Origin of the sequence: Massilia sp. AB1 (assembly GCF_018119385.1) — a bacterium.
Lineage (GTDB): Bacteria > Pseudomonadota > Gammaproteobacteria > Burkholderiales > Burkholderiaceae_D > Telluria.
In genome coordinates this window covers 16,812-34,756 of sequence record NZ_JAGKSG010000008.1, presented here as the reverse complement: position 1 = coordinate 34,756, position 17,945 = coordinate 16,812, and the positions used below count along the sequence as shown (strand labels likewise).

At 64.9% G+C, this 17,945-nt stretch carries 20 protein-coding genes, 3 tRNA genes and 1 pseudogene; 13 read left to right on the top strand and 11 right to left on the bottom strand.

Going from position 1 to position 17,945, the window contains the following annotated elements; all coding sequences use genetic code 11:
- Nucleotides 1-43: 43 nt before the first annotated feature.
- Both J8847_RS06955 and cysS read right to left on the bottom strand, forming a co-directional pair.
- Entirely contained in the window at nt 44-769 is a 726-nt protein-coding gene (locus J8847_RS06955; protein WP_211523961.1) for a DNA-3-methyladenine glycosylase, read from the bottom strand.
- Nucleotides 769-2,163: a cysteine--tRNA ligase gene (gene cysS, locus J8847_RS06950; protein WP_211523960.1), complete on the bottom strand. Its 1,395-nt coding sequence runs from the start codon at nt 2,161-2,163 to the stop codon at nt 769-771. Before cysS ends, J8847_RS06955 begins: the two co-directional genes overlap by 1 nt.
- Nucleotides 2,164-2,397: 234 nt before the next feature.
- Here cysS and J8847_RS06945 point away from each other — a divergent pair, with 234 nt between their 5' ends.
- From J8847_RS06945 to J8847_RS06935, 3 genes are read left to right on the top strand one after another with little or no spacing between them, the layout of a single operon-like run.
- Nucleotides 2,398-3,003: a peptidylprolyl isomerase gene (locus J8847_RS06945; protein WP_211523959.1), complete on the top strand. Its 606-nt coding sequence runs from the start codon at nt 2,398-2,400 to the stop codon at nt 3,001-3,003.
- A gap of 47 nt (nt 3,004-3,050) precedes the next feature.
- Entirely contained in the window at nt 3,051-3,542 is a 492-nt protein-coding gene (locus J8847_RS06940) for a peptidylprolyl isomerase (protein ID WP_211523958.1), read from the top strand.
- A gap of 39 nt (nt 3,543-3,581) precedes the next feature.
- The gene (locus tag J8847_RS06935) at nt 3,582-4,334 is read left to right on the top strand and encodes a UDP-2,3-diacylglucosamine diphosphatase (protein WP_211523957.1); all 753 of its coding nucleotides are present in this window, start codon (nt 3,582-3,584) and stop codon (nt 4,332-4,334) included.
- A gap of 136 nt (nt 4,335-4,470) precedes the next feature.
- On the opposite strand, the gene J8847_RS06930 is transcribed toward J8847_RS06935, so the two are convergent.
- A complete protein-coding gene (locus J8847_RS06930) occupies nt 4,471-4,863 on the bottom strand; it encodes a type II TA system antitoxin MqsA family protein (protein ID WP_211523956.1) in 393 nt (130 codons plus the stop codon).
- Nucleotides 4,864-5,069: 206 nt separating this feature from the next.
- Here J8847_RS06930 and J8847_RS06925 point away from each other — a divergent pair, with 206 nt between their 5' ends.
- The 4 genes from J8847_RS06925 to J8847_RS06910 are packed head-to-tail and all read left to right on the top strand — an operon-like array spanning nt 5,070 to nt 8,080.
- Nucleotides 5,070-5,462 carry a GntR family transcriptional regulator gene (locus tag J8847_RS06925; RefSeq protein WP_211523955.1) on the top strand — a complete coding sequence of 131 codons (393 nt, stop codon included), beginning with the start codon at nt 5,070-5,072 and terminating at the stop codon, nt 5,460-5,462.
- Nucleotides 5,459-6,328, top strand: coding sequence for an ABC transporter ATP-binding protein (locus tag J8847_RS06920; RefSeq protein WP_211523954.1), 870 nt, complete (start codon nt 5,459-5,461; stop codon nt 6,326-6,328). Before J8847_RS06925 ends, J8847_RS06920 begins: the two co-directional genes overlap by 4 nt.
- Nucleotides 6,325-7,293 carry a hypothetical protein gene (locus J8847_RS06915; RefSeq protein WP_211523953.1) on the top strand — a complete coding sequence of 323 codons (969 nt, stop codon included), beginning with the start codon at nt 6,325-6,327 and terminating at the stop codon, nt 7,291-7,293. Before J8847_RS06920 ends, J8847_RS06915 begins: the two co-directional genes overlap by 4 nt.
- Before the next feature lie 7 nt (nt 7,294-7,300).
- A complete protein-coding gene (locus tag J8847_RS06910; RefSeq protein WP_211523952.1) occupies nt 7,301-8,080 on the top strand; it encodes a hypothetical protein in 780 nt (259 codons plus the stop codon).
- On the opposite strand, the gene J8847_RS06905 is transcribed toward J8847_RS06910, so the two are convergent.
- The 4 genes from J8847_RS06905 to rnr all read right to left on the bottom strand — a co-directional run bounded on the left by J8847_RS06905 (nt 8,040) and on the right by rnr (nt 13,083).
- Nucleotides 8,040-8,723 carry a YceH family protein gene (locus tag J8847_RS06905; RefSeq protein ID WP_211523951.1) on the bottom strand — a complete coding sequence of 228 codons (684 nt, stop codon included), beginning with the start codon at nt 8,721-8,723 and terminating at the stop codon, nt 8,040-8,042. The two genes, J8847_RS06910 and J8847_RS06905, sit on opposite strands and share 41 nt — an antisense overlap.
- An 8-nt stretch (nt 8,724-8,731) precedes the next feature.
- Entirely contained in the window at nt 8,732-9,469 is a 738-nt protein-coding gene (cysE, locus tag J8847_RS06900) for a serine O-acetyltransferase (protein WP_211523950.1), read from the bottom strand.
- Nucleotides 9,470-9,729: 260 nt separating this feature from the next.
- Nucleotides 9,730-10,473 (bottom strand): 23S rRNA (guanosine(2251)-2'-O)-methyltransferase RlmB, encoded by a 744-nt coding sequence (rlmB, locus tag J8847_RS06895; protein WP_211523949.1) that lies wholly within the window; start codon nt 10,471-10,473, stop codon nt 9,730-9,732.
- 3 nt (nt 10,474-10,476) lie between these two features.
- Nucleotides 10,477-13,083 (bottom strand): ribonuclease R, encoded by a 2,607-nt coding sequence (rnr, locus tag J8847_RS06890; RefSeq protein WP_211523948.1) that lies wholly within the window; start codon nt 13,081-13,083, stop codon nt 10,477-10,479.
- 326 nt (nt 13,084-13,409) lie between these two features.
- On the opposite strand from rnr, the gene J8847_RS06885 reads away from it, so the two are divergent.
- The 3 genes from J8847_RS06885 (at nt 13,410) to J8847_RS06875 (ending at nt 13,742) form a co-directional block, all read left to right on the top strand.
- A tRNA-Leu gene (locus J8847_RS06885) sits at nt 13,410-13,494 on the top strand.
- Between the two features lie 34 nt (nt 13,495-13,528).
- A tRNA-Leu gene (locus J8847_RS06880) sits at nt 13,529-13,613 on the top strand.
- A gap of 44 nt (nt 13,614-13,657) precedes the next feature.
- Nucleotides 13,658-13,742: transfer RNA gene (locus J8847_RS06875), tRNA-Leu, on the top strand.
- 88 nt (nt 13,743-13,830) lie between these two features.
- Here the strand turns inward: J8847_RS06875 and J8847_RS06870 are convergent.
- Together J8847_RS06870 and cueR are read right to left on the bottom strand one after the other, a co-directional pair.
- Entirely contained in the window at nt 13,831-14,136 is a 306-nt protein-coding gene (locus tag J8847_RS06870) for a cupin domain-containing protein (RefSeq protein ID WP_211523947.1), read from the bottom strand.
- Nucleotides 14,137-14,200: 64 nt separating this feature from the next.
- Nucleotides 14,201-14,620: a Cu(I)-responsive transcriptional regulator gene (gene cueR / locus J8847_RS06865; protein WP_307727504.1), complete on the bottom strand. Its 420-nt coding sequence runs from the start codon at nt 14,618-14,620 to the stop codon at nt 14,201-14,203.
- Nucleotides 14,621-14,722: 102 nt separating this feature from the next.
- Between cueR and J8847_RS06860 the strand changes: the two genes are divergently transcribed.
- Nucleotides 14,723-14,929, top strand: coding sequence for a hypothetical protein (locus tag J8847_RS06860; RefSeq protein ID WP_211523946.1), 207 nt, complete (start codon nt 14,723-14,725; stop codon nt 14,927-14,929).
- Between the two features lie 72 nt (nt 14,930-15,001).
- On the top strand, nt 15,002-15,568 hold the full coding sequence (phaP, locus tag J8847_RS06855; RefSeq protein WP_211523945.1) for a TIGR01841 family phasin: 567 nt from the start codon (nt 15,002-15,004) through the stop codon (nt 15,566-15,568).
- 53 nt (nt 15,569-15,621) lie between these two features.
- Here the strand turns inward: phaP and tssA are convergent, their stop codons facing one another.
- Together tssA and J8847_RS06845 are read right to left on the bottom strand one after the other, a co-directional pair.
- A complete protein-coding gene (tssA, locus tag J8847_RS06850) occupies nt 15,622-16,605 on the bottom strand; it encodes a type VI secretion system protein TssA (protein ID WP_211523944.1) in 984 nt (327 codons plus the stop codon).
- Nucleotides 16,606-16,615: 10 nt separating this feature from the next.
- Nucleotides 16,616-17,170: pseudogene (locus J8847_RS06845) on the bottom strand (AAA family ATPase); the annotation flags it as partial.
- 53 nt (nt 17,171-17,223) lie between these two features.
- Here J8847_RS06845 and J8847_RS06840 point away from each other — a divergent pair.
- On the top strand, nt 17,224-17,874 hold the full coding sequence (locus tag J8847_RS06840; RefSeq protein ID WP_211523943.1) for a hypothetical protein: 651 nt from the start codon (nt 17,224-17,226) through the stop codon (nt 17,872-17,874).
- The last annotated feature ends 71 nt before the right edge of the window (nt 17,875-17,945 follow it).

Genomic DNA, 17,945 nt, shown 5'->3' with positions numbered 1-17,945 from the left:
TTTCGTGGCCGCTGCGTTTCCGTGCGCGCGGCAAGTCTGGGCGCTATTTTACCGTACCCGCCCCAGATACTGGGTCGAGGCTGCGCCATAAATACCATGTAGCAACTGTTCGCCAGGGCTCCCAATTGGCCGACACCTCGCGCGCATCGCTGCGCGACACCGGCTCGCCCGAGAAGTAATTCTGGCTGATGCCCTGGATCAGGCCGGGGTCGTCGAGGGGCAGGACGTTCGGCCGGAGCAGATTAAATATCAAAAACATCTCCGCTGTCCAGCGCGTAATGCCGCGGATCTGGACCAGCTCGGCGATGACCGCCTCGTCGTCCATCTGCGACCAGAGGTCGGCATGGACCCGCTTGGCCTTGAAATGGTCGGCCAGGTCGAGGATGTATTCGGTCTTGCGCTTGGACAGGCCGCAGCCGGCCAGCTGGGCCGCGCCCACCTTGATGACCTGGCTGGGGGAAAGCTTTGGACAGAGTACGAGCAGCTTGTCCCAGGCCGCGTCGGCGGCCTTGGTCGTCACCTGCTGGCCCACGATCGAGCGCGCCAGCGTGGTGAAGGGGTCGGGATGGCCGCGCAGGTGGAGGTCGCCGAACTGGGGAATCAGCTTGTTCATGATGCGGTCGCGCTGCATCAGCTCCAGCTTGGCCTCGGCCCAGTAGGCGGGTACCGACAGCATGTCGGACGCGGCTCCCGCTGAGTCGGCCGACCCCGAGTCGGCAACGGCTGCCCCTGGCGTGGCCACGCCCGCCTTGTCCTTGTTCGCTGCCATTACGCGCGGCGCCAGCCCGTTCCGTCCGGCTTGTCTTCCAGGATGATCCCGGCAGCCGTCAGTTCGGCGCGGATCTTGTCCGCTTCGGCAAAGTTGCGCGCCTTCTTGGCGTCGGCGCGGCGGGCGATGGCATCCAGGATCGCGGCTTCGTCGAGGCCGCCCTGCTCCTGGCCGCCCGACTGCAGGAAGGCCTGGGGAGTGCGCTCGAGCAGGCCCAGCACGCCGGCCAGGGCCTTCAGCTGGCGTGCAGTCTCGATGGACTTGGTGCGGTTGACTTCGCTGGCCAGGTCGAACAGCTCGGCCACGGCCAGCGGGGTGTTGAAGTCGTCATCCATGGCTTCGCGGAAGCGCACGGCGTGCTCTTCGTCCCAGTTGACGGCCGGCGCTTCGCTGCCCAGGTCGACATCGGCCAGCGCCGTGTACAGGCGGCTCAGGGCGCCCTTGGCGTCGTCGATGTGGACGTCGGAATAGTTCAGCGGGCTGCGGTAGTGGGCGCGCAGGATGAAGAAGCGGATCACTTCGGCGTCGTACTTCTTGAGCACGTCGCGGATCGTGAAGAAGTTGCCCAGCGACTTGGACATCTTCTCGTTATCCACGCGCACGAAACCGTTGTGGACCCAGTAGTTGACCATGGTGCCGCCGAAGGCGCCTTCGGACTGGGCGATCTCGTTCTCGTGGTGCGGGAACTGCAGGTCGGCGCCGCCGCCGTGGATGTCGAAGTGTTCGCCCAGGGTGGCGCAGGACATGGCCGAGCACTCGATGTGCCAGCCCGGACGGCCCCTGCCCCATTTCGAATCCCACTTGGCTTCCTCGGGTTCGGATTCCTTGGCGGCCTTCCACAGGACGAAGTCGAGCGGGTCGCGCTTGCCGCCGCTGACGTCGACGCGCTCGCCGGCGCGCAGGTCGTCGAGCGACTTGCCGGATAGCTTGCCGTAGCCGTCGAAGCCGCGCACGGCGTAGTTGACGTCGCCGTCCTCGCTCTTGTAGGCCAGGCCCTTCTGCTCGAGCTTCTCGATGATGTCGAGCATCTGCGGGACGTAGGCGGTGGCGTGCGGCACCACGGTCGGCGGCAGGATGCCCAGCGCGGCCGTGTCTTCGTCCATGTATTTCTCGAAGCGCGAGGTCAGCGCTTGAATAGTTTCGTTGTTCTCGACCGCGCGCTTGATGATCTTGTCATCGATGTCAGTAATGTTGCGCACATAGGTGACGTCGTAGCCGGAAGCCCGCAGCCAGCGGTAGACGACGTCGAAAGCCATCATCATTCGCGCGTGGCCGACGTGGCAGTAATCGTAGATGGTCATGCCGCACACATACATGCCGACCTTGCCTGCCACCTTGGGCACGAACACCTGCTTGTCACGCGCGAGCGTGTTGTAAATCTTGAGTTGGCTCATTGAAATCTGGTTCCGGGAGGAAGTCGGACCGGCAAAGCAATAGCCGCCAAGGGCAAAGCCTGGCGGCCAGTGTCGGGTTCGTCTGTATCCTCGGTGTTGTTCTTATTTGATAGAATGGGTCGTTCTGCACAAAGTATAGCATTGATAAAATCCCGTCTGGCCGCATATGGCCCAGCTTTATTTTCGGGTAAACCCTTGACAGCACTTTGCGCCATGTCCATCAGAGGAAGCCAGATGACCACGTTGAAGACGTCCCGCCGTTCCATCCTCGCCAGTTTCGCCGCCGCCGGCGCCCTGCTCCTGAGCGGCGCGGCCCTGGCCGCCGACCTGCCCCAGGTCTCGATCAAGACCAGCATGGGCGAGATCGTCGTCGAGCTCGACCAGGAAAAAGCTCCCAAGAACGTCGCCAATTTCCTGGCCTATGTGAAATCGGGCTTTTACAAGGGCACGATCTTCCACCGCGTGATCGACGGCTTCATGATCCAGGGCGGGGGCATGAACGAGAAGTTCGAGGGCCGCCATACCCGCAAGCCGGTCAAGAACGAATCGGATAACGGCTTGTCGAACAAGCCGTACACGATCGCGATGGCGCGCGAGAACCATCCGGACAGCGCCACCTCGCAGTTCTTCATCAACGTGGCCGACAACTCCGGCATCGACTTCCCGAACGTGAACGGCTCCGGCTATACCGTGTTCGGCAAGGTCGTGAAGGGCCAGGAAGTGGTCGACAAGATCAAGGCCGTGGTGGTGGACGACGTGCGCGGCATGGAAAACGTGCCGGTCACCCCGATCTTCATTAAGTCCGCCACCCTCCTGAAGGGCGACAAGCTTGTAAAATAGCGCCCACTGAACACCATCAACAATAACCAACTGAACAGGACACTCTCATGACCACCTTACTCATGACCACGAACAAGGGCAACATCACCATCGAACTGGATGATGAGAAAGCGCCGAAGACCGTTGCCAACTTCCTGGACTACGTGAACAAGGGCCACTTCAGCAACACCATCTTCCACCGCGTGATCAAGGACTTCATGATCCAGGGCGGCGGTTTCGAGCCGGGCATGAAGCAAAAGGCGACCGACGCGACCGTCGAGAACGAAGCCAAGAACGGCCTGAAGAACGACAAGTACACCCTCGCCATGGCCCGCACCTCGGCGCCGCACTCGGCATCGGCCCAGTTCTTCATCAACACCAAGGACAACGCCTTCCTGAACTACCCGGGCCAGGACGGCTGGGGCTACGCCGTGTTCGGCAAGGTGACCTCGGGCCAGGATGTGGTGGACGCGATCAACAACGTCAAGACCACCCGCAGCGGCATGCACTCGGACGTGCCGGTCGATCCGGTCGTGATCGAAAAAGTCGAAGTCGTCTAAGCAGGGAGCGCGCAGGCACATGCAGCACCTGTCGATCCAATGACGATGCCCGCGCGCTCGTTCGCGCTTTTCATTTCTGACCTGCATTTGCAGGAATCGCACCCGCGCACGGCCGAGGCCTTCTTCCGCTTCATGGCCGGGCCGGCGCTGCATGCCGAGCAGCTCTACCTGCTCGGCGACATCTTCGAATACTGGGCCGGCGACGACGATCTCGCCGAGCCTTTCCATCAGCAGGTCATCACCGCCATCCGCGCTGTTGCGGATGCGGGGGTCGCCGTCTATTGGCTGGCCGGCAACCGCGACTTCCTGGTCGGCAGCGGTTTCGCCGAAGCCGCGGGACTGAGCCTGGCGCGGGAACCCCACCTGATCGAAGCCGGCGGGCGCCGTATCGCCCTCGTGCATGGCGACGCCCAGTGCACGCTCGACACCAGGTACATGGCGTTCCGCGCCCAGGTGCGCGATCCCGCGTGGCAGCAGCAGTTCCTCGGCATGCCCCTGGCGCAGCGCAAAGCCATCATCGCCGGGCTGCGCGAAGGCAGCCGCGAAGCGCATGCGGGCAAGTCCTACGAAATCATGGATGTGACGCCGGAAGCGGTGCAGGAGCTGTTCGACCAGGCCGAGGCTTCGATCATCATTCACGGACACACGCACCGTCCCGCCGTGCACGACACGGAGGGCAGGCTGCGCTATGTGCTGCCGGACTGGGAGCTCGATGCGGAACCGGTGCGGGGCGGGTGGATTGCCTTGGCCGCTGACGGCACGATCACGCGCCACGACCTGTCCGAGCTCTAAAACCCAGCACGCGCCGCTAGCACGTCGTTCCGGTGACGGCCGGAACAATGCCACTGGCATTGTTCCGCCCAAGTTTTGCGCTCCGACGGTACAACGAACTTAGGCACCGGCCTTCGCCGGTGCGACGGTTTTGTGGCTAACGTACCTCGTCCAGCAGCTGCGGATGCGCACCCAGTAGCCGCAGCATCTTGACCAGAGCCGCGGGCGGCTCCGCCTGCCCACCCTCGAACCTGGCGAACTCGCCCGGTTCGTCCGCAAACAACTCATCCGCCTTCTGCTGGGTCAGCCCCAGCTTCTTGCGCATGTTGCGGATATCCTGCCCCGCCTCCAGGTCGACCTGCTTGCGGAAAGCCTTGATCAGCTCCCCGTAGTGCTCTTCCTCCCCGCGCGTGCACACCACCTCGCGGCAGCCGGAACAGTAATCCGCGATCACGTCCGGAATCGTCGTGCTCTTTCCCTTGTAGGTGTAGACCATGTCCCGGGTGGCGTGCACCAGGGGCGAGACGCCGCAATTCGGGCATTTCAGCATGTTCGATCTCCTTCGCTTGTCAGCCGCCATCCTACCAAAGCGCCGCGCCGGACCGCGCCCGCTCGCCCCTGCCGAAATAGTTGGCGTATGTATGTTGACACTAACAAAACCACTGTTATACTTCACTACAACACCACTTCATCACATCACCAACAAGGAGGCAGGGATGATCACCACGCTGCGCCGCAACGCTAGGGAGGCCCACGATGTCAGTCGGCTGGAACGATAACACCCCGATCTACCGCCAGCTTAAGGAGCGGGTGGTGGGCATGATGCTTGACGGCGTGCTGAAGGCCGGCGACGCCCTGCCCTCGGTCCGCCAGATCGCGGCCGAATATCAATTGAATCCGATCACGGTTTCGAAGGCTTACCAGGAACTGGTCGACGAGAACTTAGTGGAAAAGCGAAGGGGAATTGGCATGTACGTCACCGAAGGAGCGAGCGAAAAACTGCTGTCGACGGAACGCGAACGTTTCATCCGCGAGGAATGGCCCGCGATGGTCGAGCGCATCCGCCGCCTGGGCCTGAACCTGGAGCAGCTGCTGCGCGCCGCGGCGCAGTCGCCCGATTCGTTGCCTAACCCGGGAGGTGCGGCATGAGCACCGTGCTTTCCGCGCGCGGCCTGACCAAGCGCTACGGCAAGCGGGTGGCGGTCGACGGCGTCGACTTCGATATCCCGGCCGGGCGCATCGTCGGCCTGATCGGTCCCAACGGTTCCGGCAAGACCACGACTCTCAAGGCAGCCCTGGGCCTGGTGCCTTTCGAAGGCGAGCTGTCGGTGCTGGGCTTCGACCCGCGCACCCAGCGCGACGAGCTGATGAAGGATGTCTGCTTCATCGCCGACGTCGCCATCCTGCCGCGCTGGCTGCGCGTCAAGGATGCGGTCGACTTCGTGTCCGGCGTGCATCCACGCTTCGACCGCAGCAAGGCCGAGCGCTACATCGCCCACACCAAGCTGCGCCCGGAGATGAAGGTCAAGGAAATGTCGAAGGGCATGATCGTCCAGCTGCACCTGGCGCTGGTGATGGCCATCGACGCCAAGCTGCTGGTGCTGGACGAGCCGACTCTGGGTCTGGACATCATCTACCGCAAGCAGTTCTACCAGAACCTGCTGGAAGACTATTTCGACGAAGGCAAGACGATCATCATCACCACCCATCAGGTGGAGGAAGTCGAGCACATCCTGACCGACCTGCTGTTCATCCGCGACGGCAAGATCGTGCTGTCGGCCTCGATGGACGAGATCGGCGAGCGCTACATGGAAGTGATGGTGCCGGCCGAGAAGATCCCGGCCGCCAATGCCCTCCAGCCGCTCGACCAGCGCACCGTGTTCGGCAAGTCCGTGATGCTGTTCGACGCCAACCGCGCCGGTGTCTCGCGCGACCAGCTGGCCACCCTCGGCGAAACCCGCAACCCCAGCGTGGCCGACCTGTTCGTCGCCACCATGAAAGGAACCTACGCATGAATACGATGAAATGGCTGCTCCGGCGCGAGTTCTGGGAGCACAAGGGCGCCTTCTTCTGGGCGCCCGTGGTAGTGGCGGCCGCGCTGGTCCTGCTCATGGGCGGCGGCTACGTCTACGGATTGGCGACCACCGACATGGCCAACATCCAGGTGGATGGCACCCATGTGGCGTCGATCCAGGGCATCCCGCACCACGTGCGCGGCAGGATCGCCGACCTGCTCGCCTCGGGCTACCTGGGCGCCGCGGCCCCGCTGTTCATCATGCTGCCGGTAGTCGTGTTCTTCTACTGCATGGCCGCCCTGTACGACGACCGCCGCGACCGCAGCATCCTGTTCTGGAAGTCGCTGCCGATGTCGGACCAGGAAACCGTCTTGTCCAAGGTCGTGACCGCGCTGGTGGTCGCGCCCATGATCACGATCGCCGTAGGCGTTGCTTCCTCGCTCCTGCTGCTGATGATCGGCCTGGTCGGCGCCGCCGCCAAGGGCCTGAACCTGATCGCACCGGTGCTGGCCGACGGCAACCTGTACCTGTCGCCGTTCTACCTGTTCGCCTTCCTGCCGCTGTACATCCTGTTCGCGCTGCCGACCGTGGGCTGGCTGCTGATGGTCTCGGCCTGGGCTCGCTCGAAGGTCTTCCTGTGGGCCGTGGGCACGCCGCTGGTCGCGATCGTGGTGCTGAAATGGGTCGACTTCATCATCGGCCGCTTCGCCAACCTGTCCCTGAATGTCGACTGGTTCGTCGAGGAAGTCGTGGCCCGTGGCCTGCTGGGTCTGCTGCCGGGCATCTGGCTCGCCGACCTCGACAACTCGAGCCTGGCCCAGATGGACGGCCACCTGAACGGCGCCATCCTGCTGGCCCACTCGTACACCGCACTGGCCAGCCCGGGTGTGTGGCTGGGCGCCCTGGCCGGCGCGGCGATGATCTTCGCGGCCATGCGCCTGCGCCGCTGGCGCGATGAGGGCTGATCGCGGCATGCGCGCCCTCGCCATAGCTGCTGTTGCGGGCCTTCTTTTCTGCGGCGCCGCAATCGCCGCGGAGAACGAACCGGTCCGTGAGCTGGATCCGGTTCACGTCAACGCGATCCGCGATCCGGAGCTTCGCAAGTACAAGGCGATCCTGGCCGGCCTGGACGCCTTCGACAAGCACCACAAGCTGGCCCCGGCGGTCGATCGGCTGGTGTTCCGGCTCACGGCGCGCAAGGCGGACGACGCGCCGGCGCCCCTGGCGGCGCGCCTGGTCGGGGACGGCGGATTCAGCCTGCCGGTTCCCATCGACGCCGGCGGCCGCTTCGAGGTGCCGCGCAGCGAAGCGGCGGCCGACGCCGACAGCGAGCTGGAACTGAACCGCAAGCGCCGCCTCTACCGCACCATGCCCGATATCAGGACGCCCGGCCTGGCCGCCAACCAGCGCCGGCTGGGCGACCTGCGCCTGGAATGCAAGGTGATGGTGGCGATCGCCAAGGAAGAGATTCCGCTGTTCTGGGTCTTGACCATCAACACGATCATGCTGACGAGCGACTGGTGCAGCTTCTTCGACGAGAAGCGCAAGGCCCGCTTCGGCTTCCACGCCGACGGTCCGGTCAGCGCCGCACTGCTGCGCGAAGGCGATCGCACCCTGGAGCTGAAGGCGAAAGGCGATTCCTTCGAGGTGCCGCTCGCGTCGCCGGAATGGAGCGACGACGCGGTGGTGGAGTTGAGCTACGCGGCTCCGCTCACTGGAACTGCTGGCGAAACGCCTCGAACTGCGCCTTGAGGTCTTCGAGTTCGCCACGCAAGGCGGCGACTTCCTGTTCAAGTTGCCCGATGCGGCCGCCCTGGGCCATCCCGGCGGCCGCGCTGTTCACCTGCTCGCTGCCGGCGACAATGGTGATCTCCCCGCCCAGCAGATGGCCGTAGCGCGGCTCCTTGGTGCCCGGCGCCCGCTCCAGGCGCGCGACCAGCGGCGGATATTTATCGATCAGGAATTGCAGCGCGGTCTCGACCTCGGCCACGCTCTTGAACTCGTGCAGGCGCCCGGTGCGGGTGCGGATCTCGCCGGCGGTCTGCAGGCCGCGCAGCATCAGCACGGCGAGCACGGCCACCTTGTCCTGCTCCAGGGTCCACTTGATGCGCATGCGGTGCTCGTACTTGGTCACGCGCGCGCCGGCTTGCGAGATGCCGTTGACCAGCTTGCGCTCGATGAGGCGCTGCAGGGTGTCCTGCACCACTTCGTCGGTCAGCTGCATGACCGGATCGCGGCTCGACAGCTGGTTGCAGCCGTTGACGATCGCGTTGAGCGACATCGGGTAATTGTCGGGGGTGAGCGCTTCTTTCTCGGCCAGCACCGCGAGCACGCGGATCTCTATCGGGTCCAGCACGGCCGCGCCGTCGGCGCCGCCGGTTGCTTCATTCGTCATGCGTATCCTTAGTCAACCAGTCGGTTCAGTTGTTCCGAATCGAGTTTATCACCCTCCTTCATGTTCGGACAGCACAGGCCGGCGGCTTTCATGGAGGCCGCCATGCGCTCGATCTGCTCGTCCTGGCGGGCGACGTGGTCGATCAGGTTGCGCAGCGCCTTGGACAGCGGGTCGTCGCCGTTGGGCGTGACGCCATAGGCGGCGAACATGCGCGCGCTGCGCGACTGGTCTTCCTTGCGGATGATGTGGGCCGGGTTGCCGACCGCGGTGGCGCCCGATGGCACCGGCTTGACGACCACGGCGTTGGAGCCGACCTTGGCGTATTCGCCCACGGTGAAGGCGCCCAGCACCTGGGCCCCGGCGCCGACGATCACGCCGCGCTCCAGGGTCGGATGGCGCTTGGTGCCGGCGGTGAGCGTGGTGCCGCCCAGGGTCACGCCCTGGTAGATGGTGCAGTCGTCGCCGACCACGGCGGTTTCGCCGATCACCACGCCGAAGCCGTGGTCGATGAAGACGCGGCGGCCGATGACGGCGCCGGGGTGGATCTCGATGCCGGTGATGACGCGGGCGATGTAGGAGATGAAGCGGCCGAGCCACTTCAGGTTCATCTTCCAGCAGGCGTGCGCCCAGCTGTGCATGATGACCGCGTGGAGGCCCGGATAGCAGGTGAGCACCTCCCAGCCATTGCGGGCGGCGGGATCGCGTTCGATGATGCTCTTGATATCTTCGCGCAACTTGGGAAACATAATGGGGTACCGGTGCAAGTCCACAAACATGGTAGCGTATGTTGGGGTGGCTTGCTTATGTGGGGTCAATACGGATTGTAGAGTTGTGGGCGGTGGGTGCGCCAGGGCTGTGCAACGGACTTGGGTCCCCGCCTTCGCGGGGATGACGTTCTGAAGTACTTGTCCGAAATCGCTCAGTTGATTTCGACGCGTATTCACCAACGTCATCCCCGCGAAGGCAGGGACCCAAGTTCCTCAGCAGACCTATAAAGCCAATCCGCTCAGCCTTCCCGCGCCATCCTCTGGCGACGCGCCTCATACAGGCATACACCCGAGGCCACCGACACGTTCAGGCTCTCCACGGAACCCATCATCGGAATGCTCACCAGCACATCGCAGGTCTCGCGCGTGAGACGGCGCATGCCCTCGCCTTCCGACCCCATGACCAGCGCCGCCGGCCCGGTGAAGTCGGCCTGGTACAGCCCCTTGTCCGCATCGTCCGAGGTGCCGATCAGGAGGATGTCGCGCTCCTTCAGCTCGCGCATGGTGCGCGCCAGGTTCGTGACGGTGATGTAAGGCACGGTCTCGGCCGCGCCGCTGGCCACCTTGGCGGCGGTCGCGTTCAGGCCGACCGCCCGGTCCTTCGGCACGATCACCGCATGCGCGCCGACGCCGTCGGCCACGCGCAGGCAGGCGCCCAGGTTGTGCGGGTCGGTGATGCCGTCCAGGATCAGCAGCAGCGGCGGACCCTCGATCGCATCCAGCAGCTCGTCCAGGTTGCGCGCCAGCGCCAGCTGGCTGGCGAAGGCGATCACGCCCTGGTGGCGGCGGGTGCCGGTGATCTTGTCGAGGCGCGAAGGCTCCACCGGCATGACGCGCACGCCGGCCGCCTTGGCGTTGGCGATCAGGTCCTGCATGCGGCGGTCGTTGCGCTCGGCGTCGACAAAGATTTCTTCCACCGACGAAGCCTCATGGCGCAGCCGCGAGGTCACCGCGTGGAACCCGAAAATCATTTTGTTTTTCATTCGTTACTTCTTTTTGCTAGTTTTGGATGCGGTCTTGGCCGCTTTGGATACACCTTGTGCGCCTTGTTTGGCGGCGCTCTTTTTTGCTGCTGGTTTCTTGGCTGCGACCTTGGCCGCGCCCTTCGCGGCCGTTTTCGCCGGCGCCTTCACAGGCGCTTTCGCGGCGGTCTTGACGGCGGTGCGCTGACGGCGCGGCGGCGGTACGAAGACAACGTCTTCTTCCTCGGCCTCTTCCTCAAACACGGGCGCTGGCGCCCCAGCGCTCAGGAGCTCGCCCGCCTGCGCCTTGGCGCGCGCCTTGCGCGACTTGGGCGGCTTCGGCTCCATCGCTTCCTGGGCCGCCTGGCGCGCGCGCTCGAGCGGCGTCGGGACGGCCTCCGGTGCGGACTCGCCCAGCACTAGGTCGATCTTGCGCGCTTCCAGGTCCACGCGCGCCACCTTGACGGTCACGCGGTCGGTCAGCTGGTAGCGCTTGCCGGTGCGGTCGCCGCGCAGCTCGTGGCGCGCGTCGTCGTACTGGAAGTAGTCCTGGCCAAGTTCCGTCACGTGCACCAGGCCCTCGACGTACAGCTCGTCGAGGGTGACGAAGATGCCGAACGGGGTGACGCCGGACACGGTGCCGGTGAATTCCTCGCCCAGCTTGTTCTGCATGAAGTAGCACTTCAGCCAGTTCTCGACGTCGCGCGAGGCTTCGTCGGCGCGGCGCTCGTTGGCCGAGCAGTGCACGCCCAGCGCGTCCCAGACCGTCAGGTCTTTCTCGGCTTTCTGCTTGCCCTCGGCCTTGTCCTTGGCGGCCTGCTTGCGCGCGGAATTCGACAAGGTCGTATTCAGCTTGCCCAGCTCGATGCCCTTCGGGTCGTAGCGCTTGCCCTGCAGGAGGGCCTTGATGGCGCGGTGGGTCAGCAGGTCCGGGTAGCGGCGGATCGGGCTGGTGAAGTGCGCATAGGCCTCGTAGGCCAGGCCGAAGTGGCCGACATTGTCCGGGCTGTAGACCGCCTGCTGCATCGAGCGCAGCAGCATGGTCTGCAGCAGGGCCGCGTCAGGGCGCTCCTTAATCTGCTGCATCACTTCGGCGTAGTCGCGCGCGGTCGGCTTGCTGCCGCCGCCCAGGTTCAGGCCCACCTGCTTGAGGAAGGTGCGCAGCTGGTTCAGCTTTTCCTCGGTCGGGATCGCGTGGATGCGGAAGGTGCCGGGGTGCTTGTGGCGGATCAGGAAGTCGGCGGCGCACACGTTGGCGGCCAGCATGCATTCCTCGATCAGGCGGTGCGCGTCGTTGCGGGTGCGCGGGATGATCTTTTCGATCTTGCCCAGCGGGTTGCAGACGATATAGGTTTCAGTGGTCTCGAAGTCGATCGCGCCGCGTTCCTGGCGCGCCTTCAGCAGCGCGCGGAAGACCTCGTTCAGGTTCAGCAGGTGCGGCACCACATTCAGGCGGCGCTGGGCTTCCGGACCGTTGGTGTTGCCGAGGATCTCGGCCACTTCGTTATAGGTCAGGCGCGCGGCCGAGTGCATCACGGCCGGATAGAACTGGTAGGCCGTGACTTCGCCATCGACGGTGACGACCATGTCGCACACCAGGCAGCAGCGGTCCACGGCCGGATTCAGCGAGCACAGGCCGTTGGAGAGCTTCTCCGGCAGCATCGGAATCACGCGGCGCGGGAAATAGACCGAGGTGCTGCGCTCGATCGCATCGGCGTCCAAGGAATCGTTCGGCTTCACGTAATGGCTGACGTCGGCGATCGCCACCAGCAGGCGGTAGCCCTTGGCGCGGCCGATCTTGACCGGTTCGCAGTAGACCGCATCGTCGAAGTCGCGCGCGTCTTCGCCGTCGATGGTCACCAGCGGCACGTCGCGCAGGTCGACGCGGTCGGCCAGGTCGGCCTCGATGACTTCGTTCGGCAGCCTGGCGGCCTGCTTCTGCGCGGCCGCCGAGAACACGTGCGGCACGCCGAACTTGCGCACGGCGATCTCGATCTCCATGCCCGGGTCGTCCAGTTCGCCGAGCACTTCGGCGATGCGGCCGGTGGGCTGCTGGAAGCGGCCCGGCTGCTCGATCAGCTCGACGCTGACCACCTGCCCCGCCTTGGCCTTGCCCGGCGAGCCGGACACCAGGATGTCCTGGCTGATGCGCTGGTCTTCCGGGGAGACGATCCAGACGCCGCCTTCATTCAGCAGGCGGCCGATCACGTGGGTGTTGGCGCGCTCGACCACCTCGACGATCGTGCCTTCCGGACGGCCGCGGCGGTCGGTGCCGGTCACGCGCGCCATCACCTTGTCGCCATGCAGCACTTTCTGCATTTCGCGGTCGGAGAGGAACAGATCGTCGCCGCCTTCGTCGGGAATCACGAACCCATACCCGTCGCGGTGCGCGCTGACACGGCCGGCCACGAAGCCGGTGTGATCGGTCAGCATATAGGTGCCGGACTGGCGGTCGGCGCGGATCTGGCCGTCACGCTCCATGGCGTTGAGGCGGCGTCCGAGCACTTCCTGGGCGGCGGGCTTGACCTTCAGGGCGCGCGCCAGCGCAGCCGCATCCAGCGGCTCGGGGGCGTCGCGAAAGACGGCGAGGATTTCCTCGCGGCTTGGAATGGTATGAGTAGGTTGCTTCAAATCGGTTCTTTTTCTTAGTGATAATGGCGCCTGAACATGGTCTAGGAGGCGCCGTGGTTTTCATTGACACCTTGGCAGGCGTAGTGTAACGGAGGTCCGCGCGATTCGCCTAACGCGATTCACCCAAGCGTACGCGCTTGCAGCGCTCGCGAGGGTCTTTGACTTTTGAAATTCATCCGCTATAATCTCGGTCTCTTCAGCAACGACTGCAAGGTCGCAGCGAAGAACGCAGCAGTAGCAGGTGGGATTCAACGCGGTGATCGACGAAAGTTGATCTAGCGAAAAATGACAAGACCTGATATTGTAGCAGAGTTAGCAAGTGCAGTGCCCACGTGGCGGAATTGGTAGACGCGCATGGTTCAGGTCCATGTGCCGCGAGGTGTGGGGGTTCGAGTCCCTCCGTGGGCACCAAAAGCTGACTCAGGTAGTGAATGTTGTTTGTTATGCCCACGTGGCGGAATTGGTAGACGCGCATGGTTCAGGTCCATGTGCCGCGAGGTGTGGGGGTTCGAGTCCCTCCGTGGGCACCAAAAGCTACCTAGTTGTAAGCAATTTGAGTTGATGCAGTATCAGTGCCCACGTGGCGGAATTGGTAGACGCGCATGGTTCAGGTCCATGTGCCGCGAGGTGTGGGGGTTCGAGTCCCTCCGTGGGCACCAAACTCTACCGAATTGAACGTTTGTTCCGCAAAACGCCGTAGCCTTTCTCAGAGGGTTACGGCGTTTTGCGTTTACCTGCCCTCTTCACTCAAGCAGCGGCGGAGGGATCGACGATCAACAGGGTTCCATGGCTTCCCGGCGCCACGCCATGGTGGAGGCCGGGCGGCACGACGAACACTTCGCCGGCCTTCACCGTCACCGTGCGGTCCGCGATCGACAGGTGCATGCATCCGTCCAGCACGATCAGGGCTTCGGCATAATCGTGCGTCTCCGCGTCATAAGCGCATTCATCCATCCGCAATACTTTCAGGTTGGCGCTGGCCACCTTGCCGAAGATCGTCGATTTCCAGGCCGTCGGAAATTCCGCCGCCATTCCTTTGAGGTCGATGAGCATGTCAGTAAGTAAAAATAATCCGGACACTTAGTGTACGGAAAATAATGCCCGCTTGCTGGACAGGCTAGCTGGCGGCGAGATCGTCCAGGATCGGGCAGTCCGAGCGCGCATCGCCGTGGCAGGAGGCGGCCAGCGATTCCAGCGTGCGGCGCATCGCTTCCATTTCCGCGATCTTGCGGTTCAGCTCGTCGATATGGGTCTGGGCCAGCGCCCGCACGTCGGCGCTGGCCCGGCCCTTGTCCTGCCACAGCGCCAGCAGGTCGCGGATCTGGTCCAGCGAAAAGCCCAGCGCACGGCCGCGGTGGACGAACTGCAGCACGCGCACGTCCTGGCCGGTGTACACGCGGTAGCCGGCCTCGGTGCGGCGCGCGGCGCCGATCAGGCCGATCGATTCGTAGTGGCGGATCATCTTGGCCGAGACGCCGGATGCGCGCGCGGCGTCGCCGATATTCAATGCGGAGGACGAAGTCTGGCAGTGGTTCATGGTGCTCTCCTGTTGTATCCCGGCGAAGAATACACCTTCCCATGATGGGAAGGTCAAGCCTTTGCTTGACTTGCCTCATAGTACGGTTAAGCTGGGCGGACCATGATCTCCACTCGGATCGCCGCCTCGCTCGCGGCCCTCGTCTTGTTCTCGCACATGGCCGTCGCCGCGCCCGCGCCCTATTACCAATGGCGCAGCACGCTCAATGGCGCCCTCGCCTGTTCCCAGACGCCGCTCGGCGAAGGCTGGGTCAAGGCAAGCGGTCCGTACCGGGACGCGCATTGCGAAAAACGTATTGTTGCTAAATAATGCAGTGAGTAATGCCCGCAAGACGCGCAGCGCTTCCGACTCATTTCACTGAGCATTCACTGAGGAGACACTATGTTTACCAGCCCGGAACAGTTCGCCAACGCCACCAAGACCCTGTTCGAACTCCAGATGCAGACCTTTAACGCCCTGGCCAGCAAGACGGTCAAGGGCGTGGAACAAGTGGTGGCGCTGAATATGAGCGCCGCCAAGGATTCGGTAGCGAGTACGCTGGAAACCGGACGCAATATGGCCCAGGCCACGGATCCGAAGGCGGCGGTGCAGGCCCTGGCCGCGCGCATGCAGCCGGGCGTGGCCAATGCCAGCGAATACCGCGCCCAGCTGAAGGCCATCATCGACGAGATGCACGACGATTTCCGCCACGCGGCCGACTCGCACGTGGCCGAGGCGAAGAGCACCTTGTCCGCACTGATCTACGACCTGACGGAAAACGTCAAGCCAGGCTCGGAAAACGCGGTCGAGATCATGAAGGCAGCGATCGACAATGCCTTCAAGGGCTATGAGCAGGTGACCCAGGCCACCCGCCAGGCCGTGCAGACCGTCGAGGCCCAGTTCGAGCGCGCCAGTTCGATGGTGCAGCCCGGCATGGGCCAGGCCGGCGGCGAAGCCAAGGCAGGCTAAGCCGCACTCGCTGAAAGAATATTTCACCAGGCCGGGCCCGGTGAAATATTCTTTCAGTCTATCTGCTCGATACCGAGCAAGTCTTCCAGCCTCGCCAGTGAGGCATCATCCTTGATGACCGAGCGCAGCCACGCATGCAGCGGCTGTTCGCCCCAGCGCGCGGCCTTTTCCGCCAGGTAGGCCACCGGACTGTGCGGCTCGGTGCGCCGGAAGAACTCGGCCACCTGCCGCAACTGGGCCAGCGCCTGGTCCCGGTGCTGCAGGGGTCCTTCGGCCAGCAGCAGCGGCGCGGCCGAGCGCACGATGGCGGTTCCCGAAGCCGGGGCCAGCTCCTGTCCCTGGCGTGGCGCCGCCGCCGCCGGCGTGGCGAAGTCCTTCACATCGGCCAGCACCGCGCGCGCCACGCTGAAGCTGGGGCCGTCCGCGCCAAGGCGTTCGTCGACCACCCGTTCCAGCTCGTCCAGCGCCGCGATGCAGGCCTCGGCATCCTGGGCCAACGCCTCGGAGAACTTGGCCGGAGTCCGCGTGCGCGCCGTCTCCAGCTGGGCCGCCGCCTCGCCGTCGCGGCCGTGGGCGGCTTCCCATTGCATCAGGGTGGCGCCGCTTTCCAGCACCGGCACGCCCTTCGCCAGGGGCGAGATGCGCGCCGCGATCCAGGCCAGGCTGCCGATGCGGCGCTCGAAGCCATCCTCGTCGGCGCGCGGATGCAGGCCGTCCCAGTAACGCTCGCACAGGGCCGCCACCAGGCGCAGGCCGTCGGCCAGGCCGCGCAGGCCGCCGGTCTTGGCGCTGGCCTCGGCCAGCCAGACGGCCAGCTGCAAGTCCTTGCTGCGCGCCTCGACCAGCAGCGCGCAGCGCTTGCCCACGAACTTCCAGTCCGCTTCCTTGAGCGCGGTGACCCAGGCGCCCTGCTCCAGCGATGGATCGTCGGCCAGGCGGGCGCGCGCGATCTCGTCGACTTCCGGCGAGAAGGCCAGGTCTTCGCCACAGGGATCGTCGGGGCCGATGGGCGCCAGGAGCGCCTCGATGTTGAGCATGGACGCCTCCTTATGACGGTTCGACGGTGTACTTGAACTTGCCCGCCTTGGTCGCGCTGACCTTCACGCGCGCGATGCCGCCGCCTTCGGCCATGCGCGCCAGCACGCTGTCGGCGATCTCGGGCATCAAGCTGCCGTTCAGGACATTGTCGACGCTGCGCGCGCCGGAATCGACCTCGGTGCAGCGGTTCAGGACCGCCGCCACCAGTGCATCGTCGTACTCGAAGCCGGCGCGGTGGTTGTCCATGACGCGGCCGGCGATGCGGTCCAGCTTGAGGCGGATGATGTTGGACAGCACCTCGTCGCGGATCGGATAGAAAGGCACCACGCTCAGGCGGCCCAGGAAGGCCGGCTTGAAATGCTTCATCAGGGCCGGGCGCAGCAGCTCGGACAGCTGCTCCGGCGTCGGCAATTCGTTGGCCGGCTTGTTCAGGCAGGCCTGCATCAGCTGGCTCGAGCCGGCGTTCGAGGTCAGGATGATGATGGTGTTGCGGAAGTCGATCTGGCGCCCTTCGGCATCGTCCATCACGCCCTTGTCGAAGACCTGGAAGATCAGCATCAGGACTCCCTAAATTGTTTCTAATCAGAACCAGGAAAGCCCATCTTAGGAGTACTGCCGTGCGTCCTTCAGACGAAAATCAAGCCACCTCCACGCGCCCCAACCTGATGTCGGCATCCAGGCCAGGCGCCAGCCGCCACGGTGAAGACAGCATCCTGGCCAAGCTGGAACGCGATCCCGCGCGCCGCCAGGGCGGACGCAGGCTGCTGCGCAGGATCGGCTATGGCGCGGGCGCCATGCTCGCGGTCGCCCTTACGGGCACGCTGGCCTGGCTGGCCGCCGACAACGGCAAGCCGCAGCCGATGCTGGCCCAGGCCGCCGTTCCCGAGGCGCCGCACCCGGTGACGGCGCCAGCGCCACACCAGCCGGGCGCCGCCGCCCTCATCGACGAACCGCCTCCCCCGCCGCCGCCGCTGCGCCTGCTGGAGGGCCCGCGAATGGCCGCGCCTCCGCCGGAACCGGCTCCGGAACAGCGTCTCCCTGCGCCGAAGGCTGCCCTCGCGATCCAGGCTGCGCGGCCGAAGGCGGTGGCGGCGGCAAAGCCGCGCCCGCCCGCCGCGCGTCCGGCAACGCGTCCCGCACGCACGGCAGCGCCGCCAAAACAGGCCGAGGCGCCGGTGGACAGCGACGTCGCCCTGATCTCGGCCGTCATCGTGCACGCCAACGGCCACGCGGAAGCACGCGAGGAGGAAGCCCGCGCCCGGGATTGAGCCCCGGTGCGTGGTAAAAAGCCCGCGTCCTGGTCTTAACAGGGCGAAACTGCTGGGTCTTCGCTGCGCGG

Bases quoted from the DNA above. Each gene is read 5' to 3' on its own strand.
- J8847_RS06955 (WP_211523961.1), bottom strand. From the start codon at position 769: ATGGCAGCGAACAAGGACAAGGCGGGCGTGGCCACGCCAGGGGCAGCC.
- cysS (WP_211523960.1), bottom strand. From the start codon at position 2,163: ATGAGCCAACTCAAGATTTACAACACGCTCGCGCGTGACAAGCAGGTG.
- J8847_RS06945 (WP_211523959.1), top strand. From the start codon at position 2,398: ATGACCACGTTGAAGACGTCCCGCCGTTCCATCCTCGCCAGTTTCGCC.
- J8847_RS06940 (WP_211523958.1), top strand. From the start codon at position 3,051: ATGACCACCTTACTCATGACCACGAACAAGGGCAACATCACCATCGAA.
- J8847_RS06935 (WP_211523957.1), top strand. From the start codon at position 3,582: ATGACGATGCCCGCGCGCTCGTTCGCGCTTTTCATTTCTGACCTGCAT.
- J8847_RS06930 (WP_211523956.1), bottom strand. From the start codon at position 4,863: ATGCTGAAATGCCCGAATTGCGGCGTCTCGCCCCTGGTGCACGCCACC.
- J8847_RS06925 (WP_211523955.1), top strand. From the start codon at position 5,070: ATGTCAGTCGGCTGGAACGATAACACCCCGATCTACCGCCAGCTTAAG.
- J8847_RS06920 (WP_211523954.1), top strand. From the start codon at position 5,459: ATGAGCACCGTGCTTTCCGCGCGCGGCCTGACCAAGCGCTACGGCAAG.
- J8847_RS06915 (WP_211523953.1), top strand. From the start codon at position 6,325: ATGAATACGATGAAATGGCTGCTCCGGCGCGAGTTCTGGGAGCACAAG.
- J8847_RS06910 (WP_211523952.1), top strand. From the start codon at position 7,301: ATGCGCGCCCTCGCCATAGCTGCTGTTGCGGGCCTTCTTTTCTGCGGC.
- J8847_RS06905 (WP_211523951.1), bottom strand. From the start codon at position 8,723: ATGACGAATGAAGCAACCGGCGGCGCCGACGGCGCGGCCGTGCTGGAC.
- cysE (WP_211523950.1), bottom strand. From the start codon at position 9,469: ATGTTTCCCAAGTTGCGCGAAGATATCAAGAGCATCATCGAACGCGAT.
- rlmB (WP_211523949.1), bottom strand. From the start codon at position 10,473: ATGAAAAACAAAATGATTTTCGGGTTCCACGCGGTGACCTCGCGGCTG.
- J8847_RS06870 (WP_211523947.1), bottom strand. From the start codon at position 14,136: ATGCTCATCGACCTCAAAGGAATGGCGGCGGAATTTCCGACGGCCTGG.
- cueR (WP_307727504.1), bottom strand. From the start codon at position 14,620: ATGAACCACTGCCAGACTTCGTCCTCCGCATTGAATATCGGCGACGCC.
- J8847_RS06860 (WP_211523946.1), top strand. From the start codon at position 14,723: ATGATCTCCACTCGGATCGCCGCCTCGCTCGCGGCCCTCGTCTTGTTC.
- phaP (WP_211523945.1), top strand. From the start codon at position 15,002: ATGTTTACCAGCCCGGAACAGTTCGCCAACGCCACCAAGACCCTGTTC.
- tssA (WP_211523944.1), bottom strand. From the start codon at position 16,605: ATGCTCAACATCGAGGCGCTCCTGGCGCCCATCGGCCCCGACGATCCC.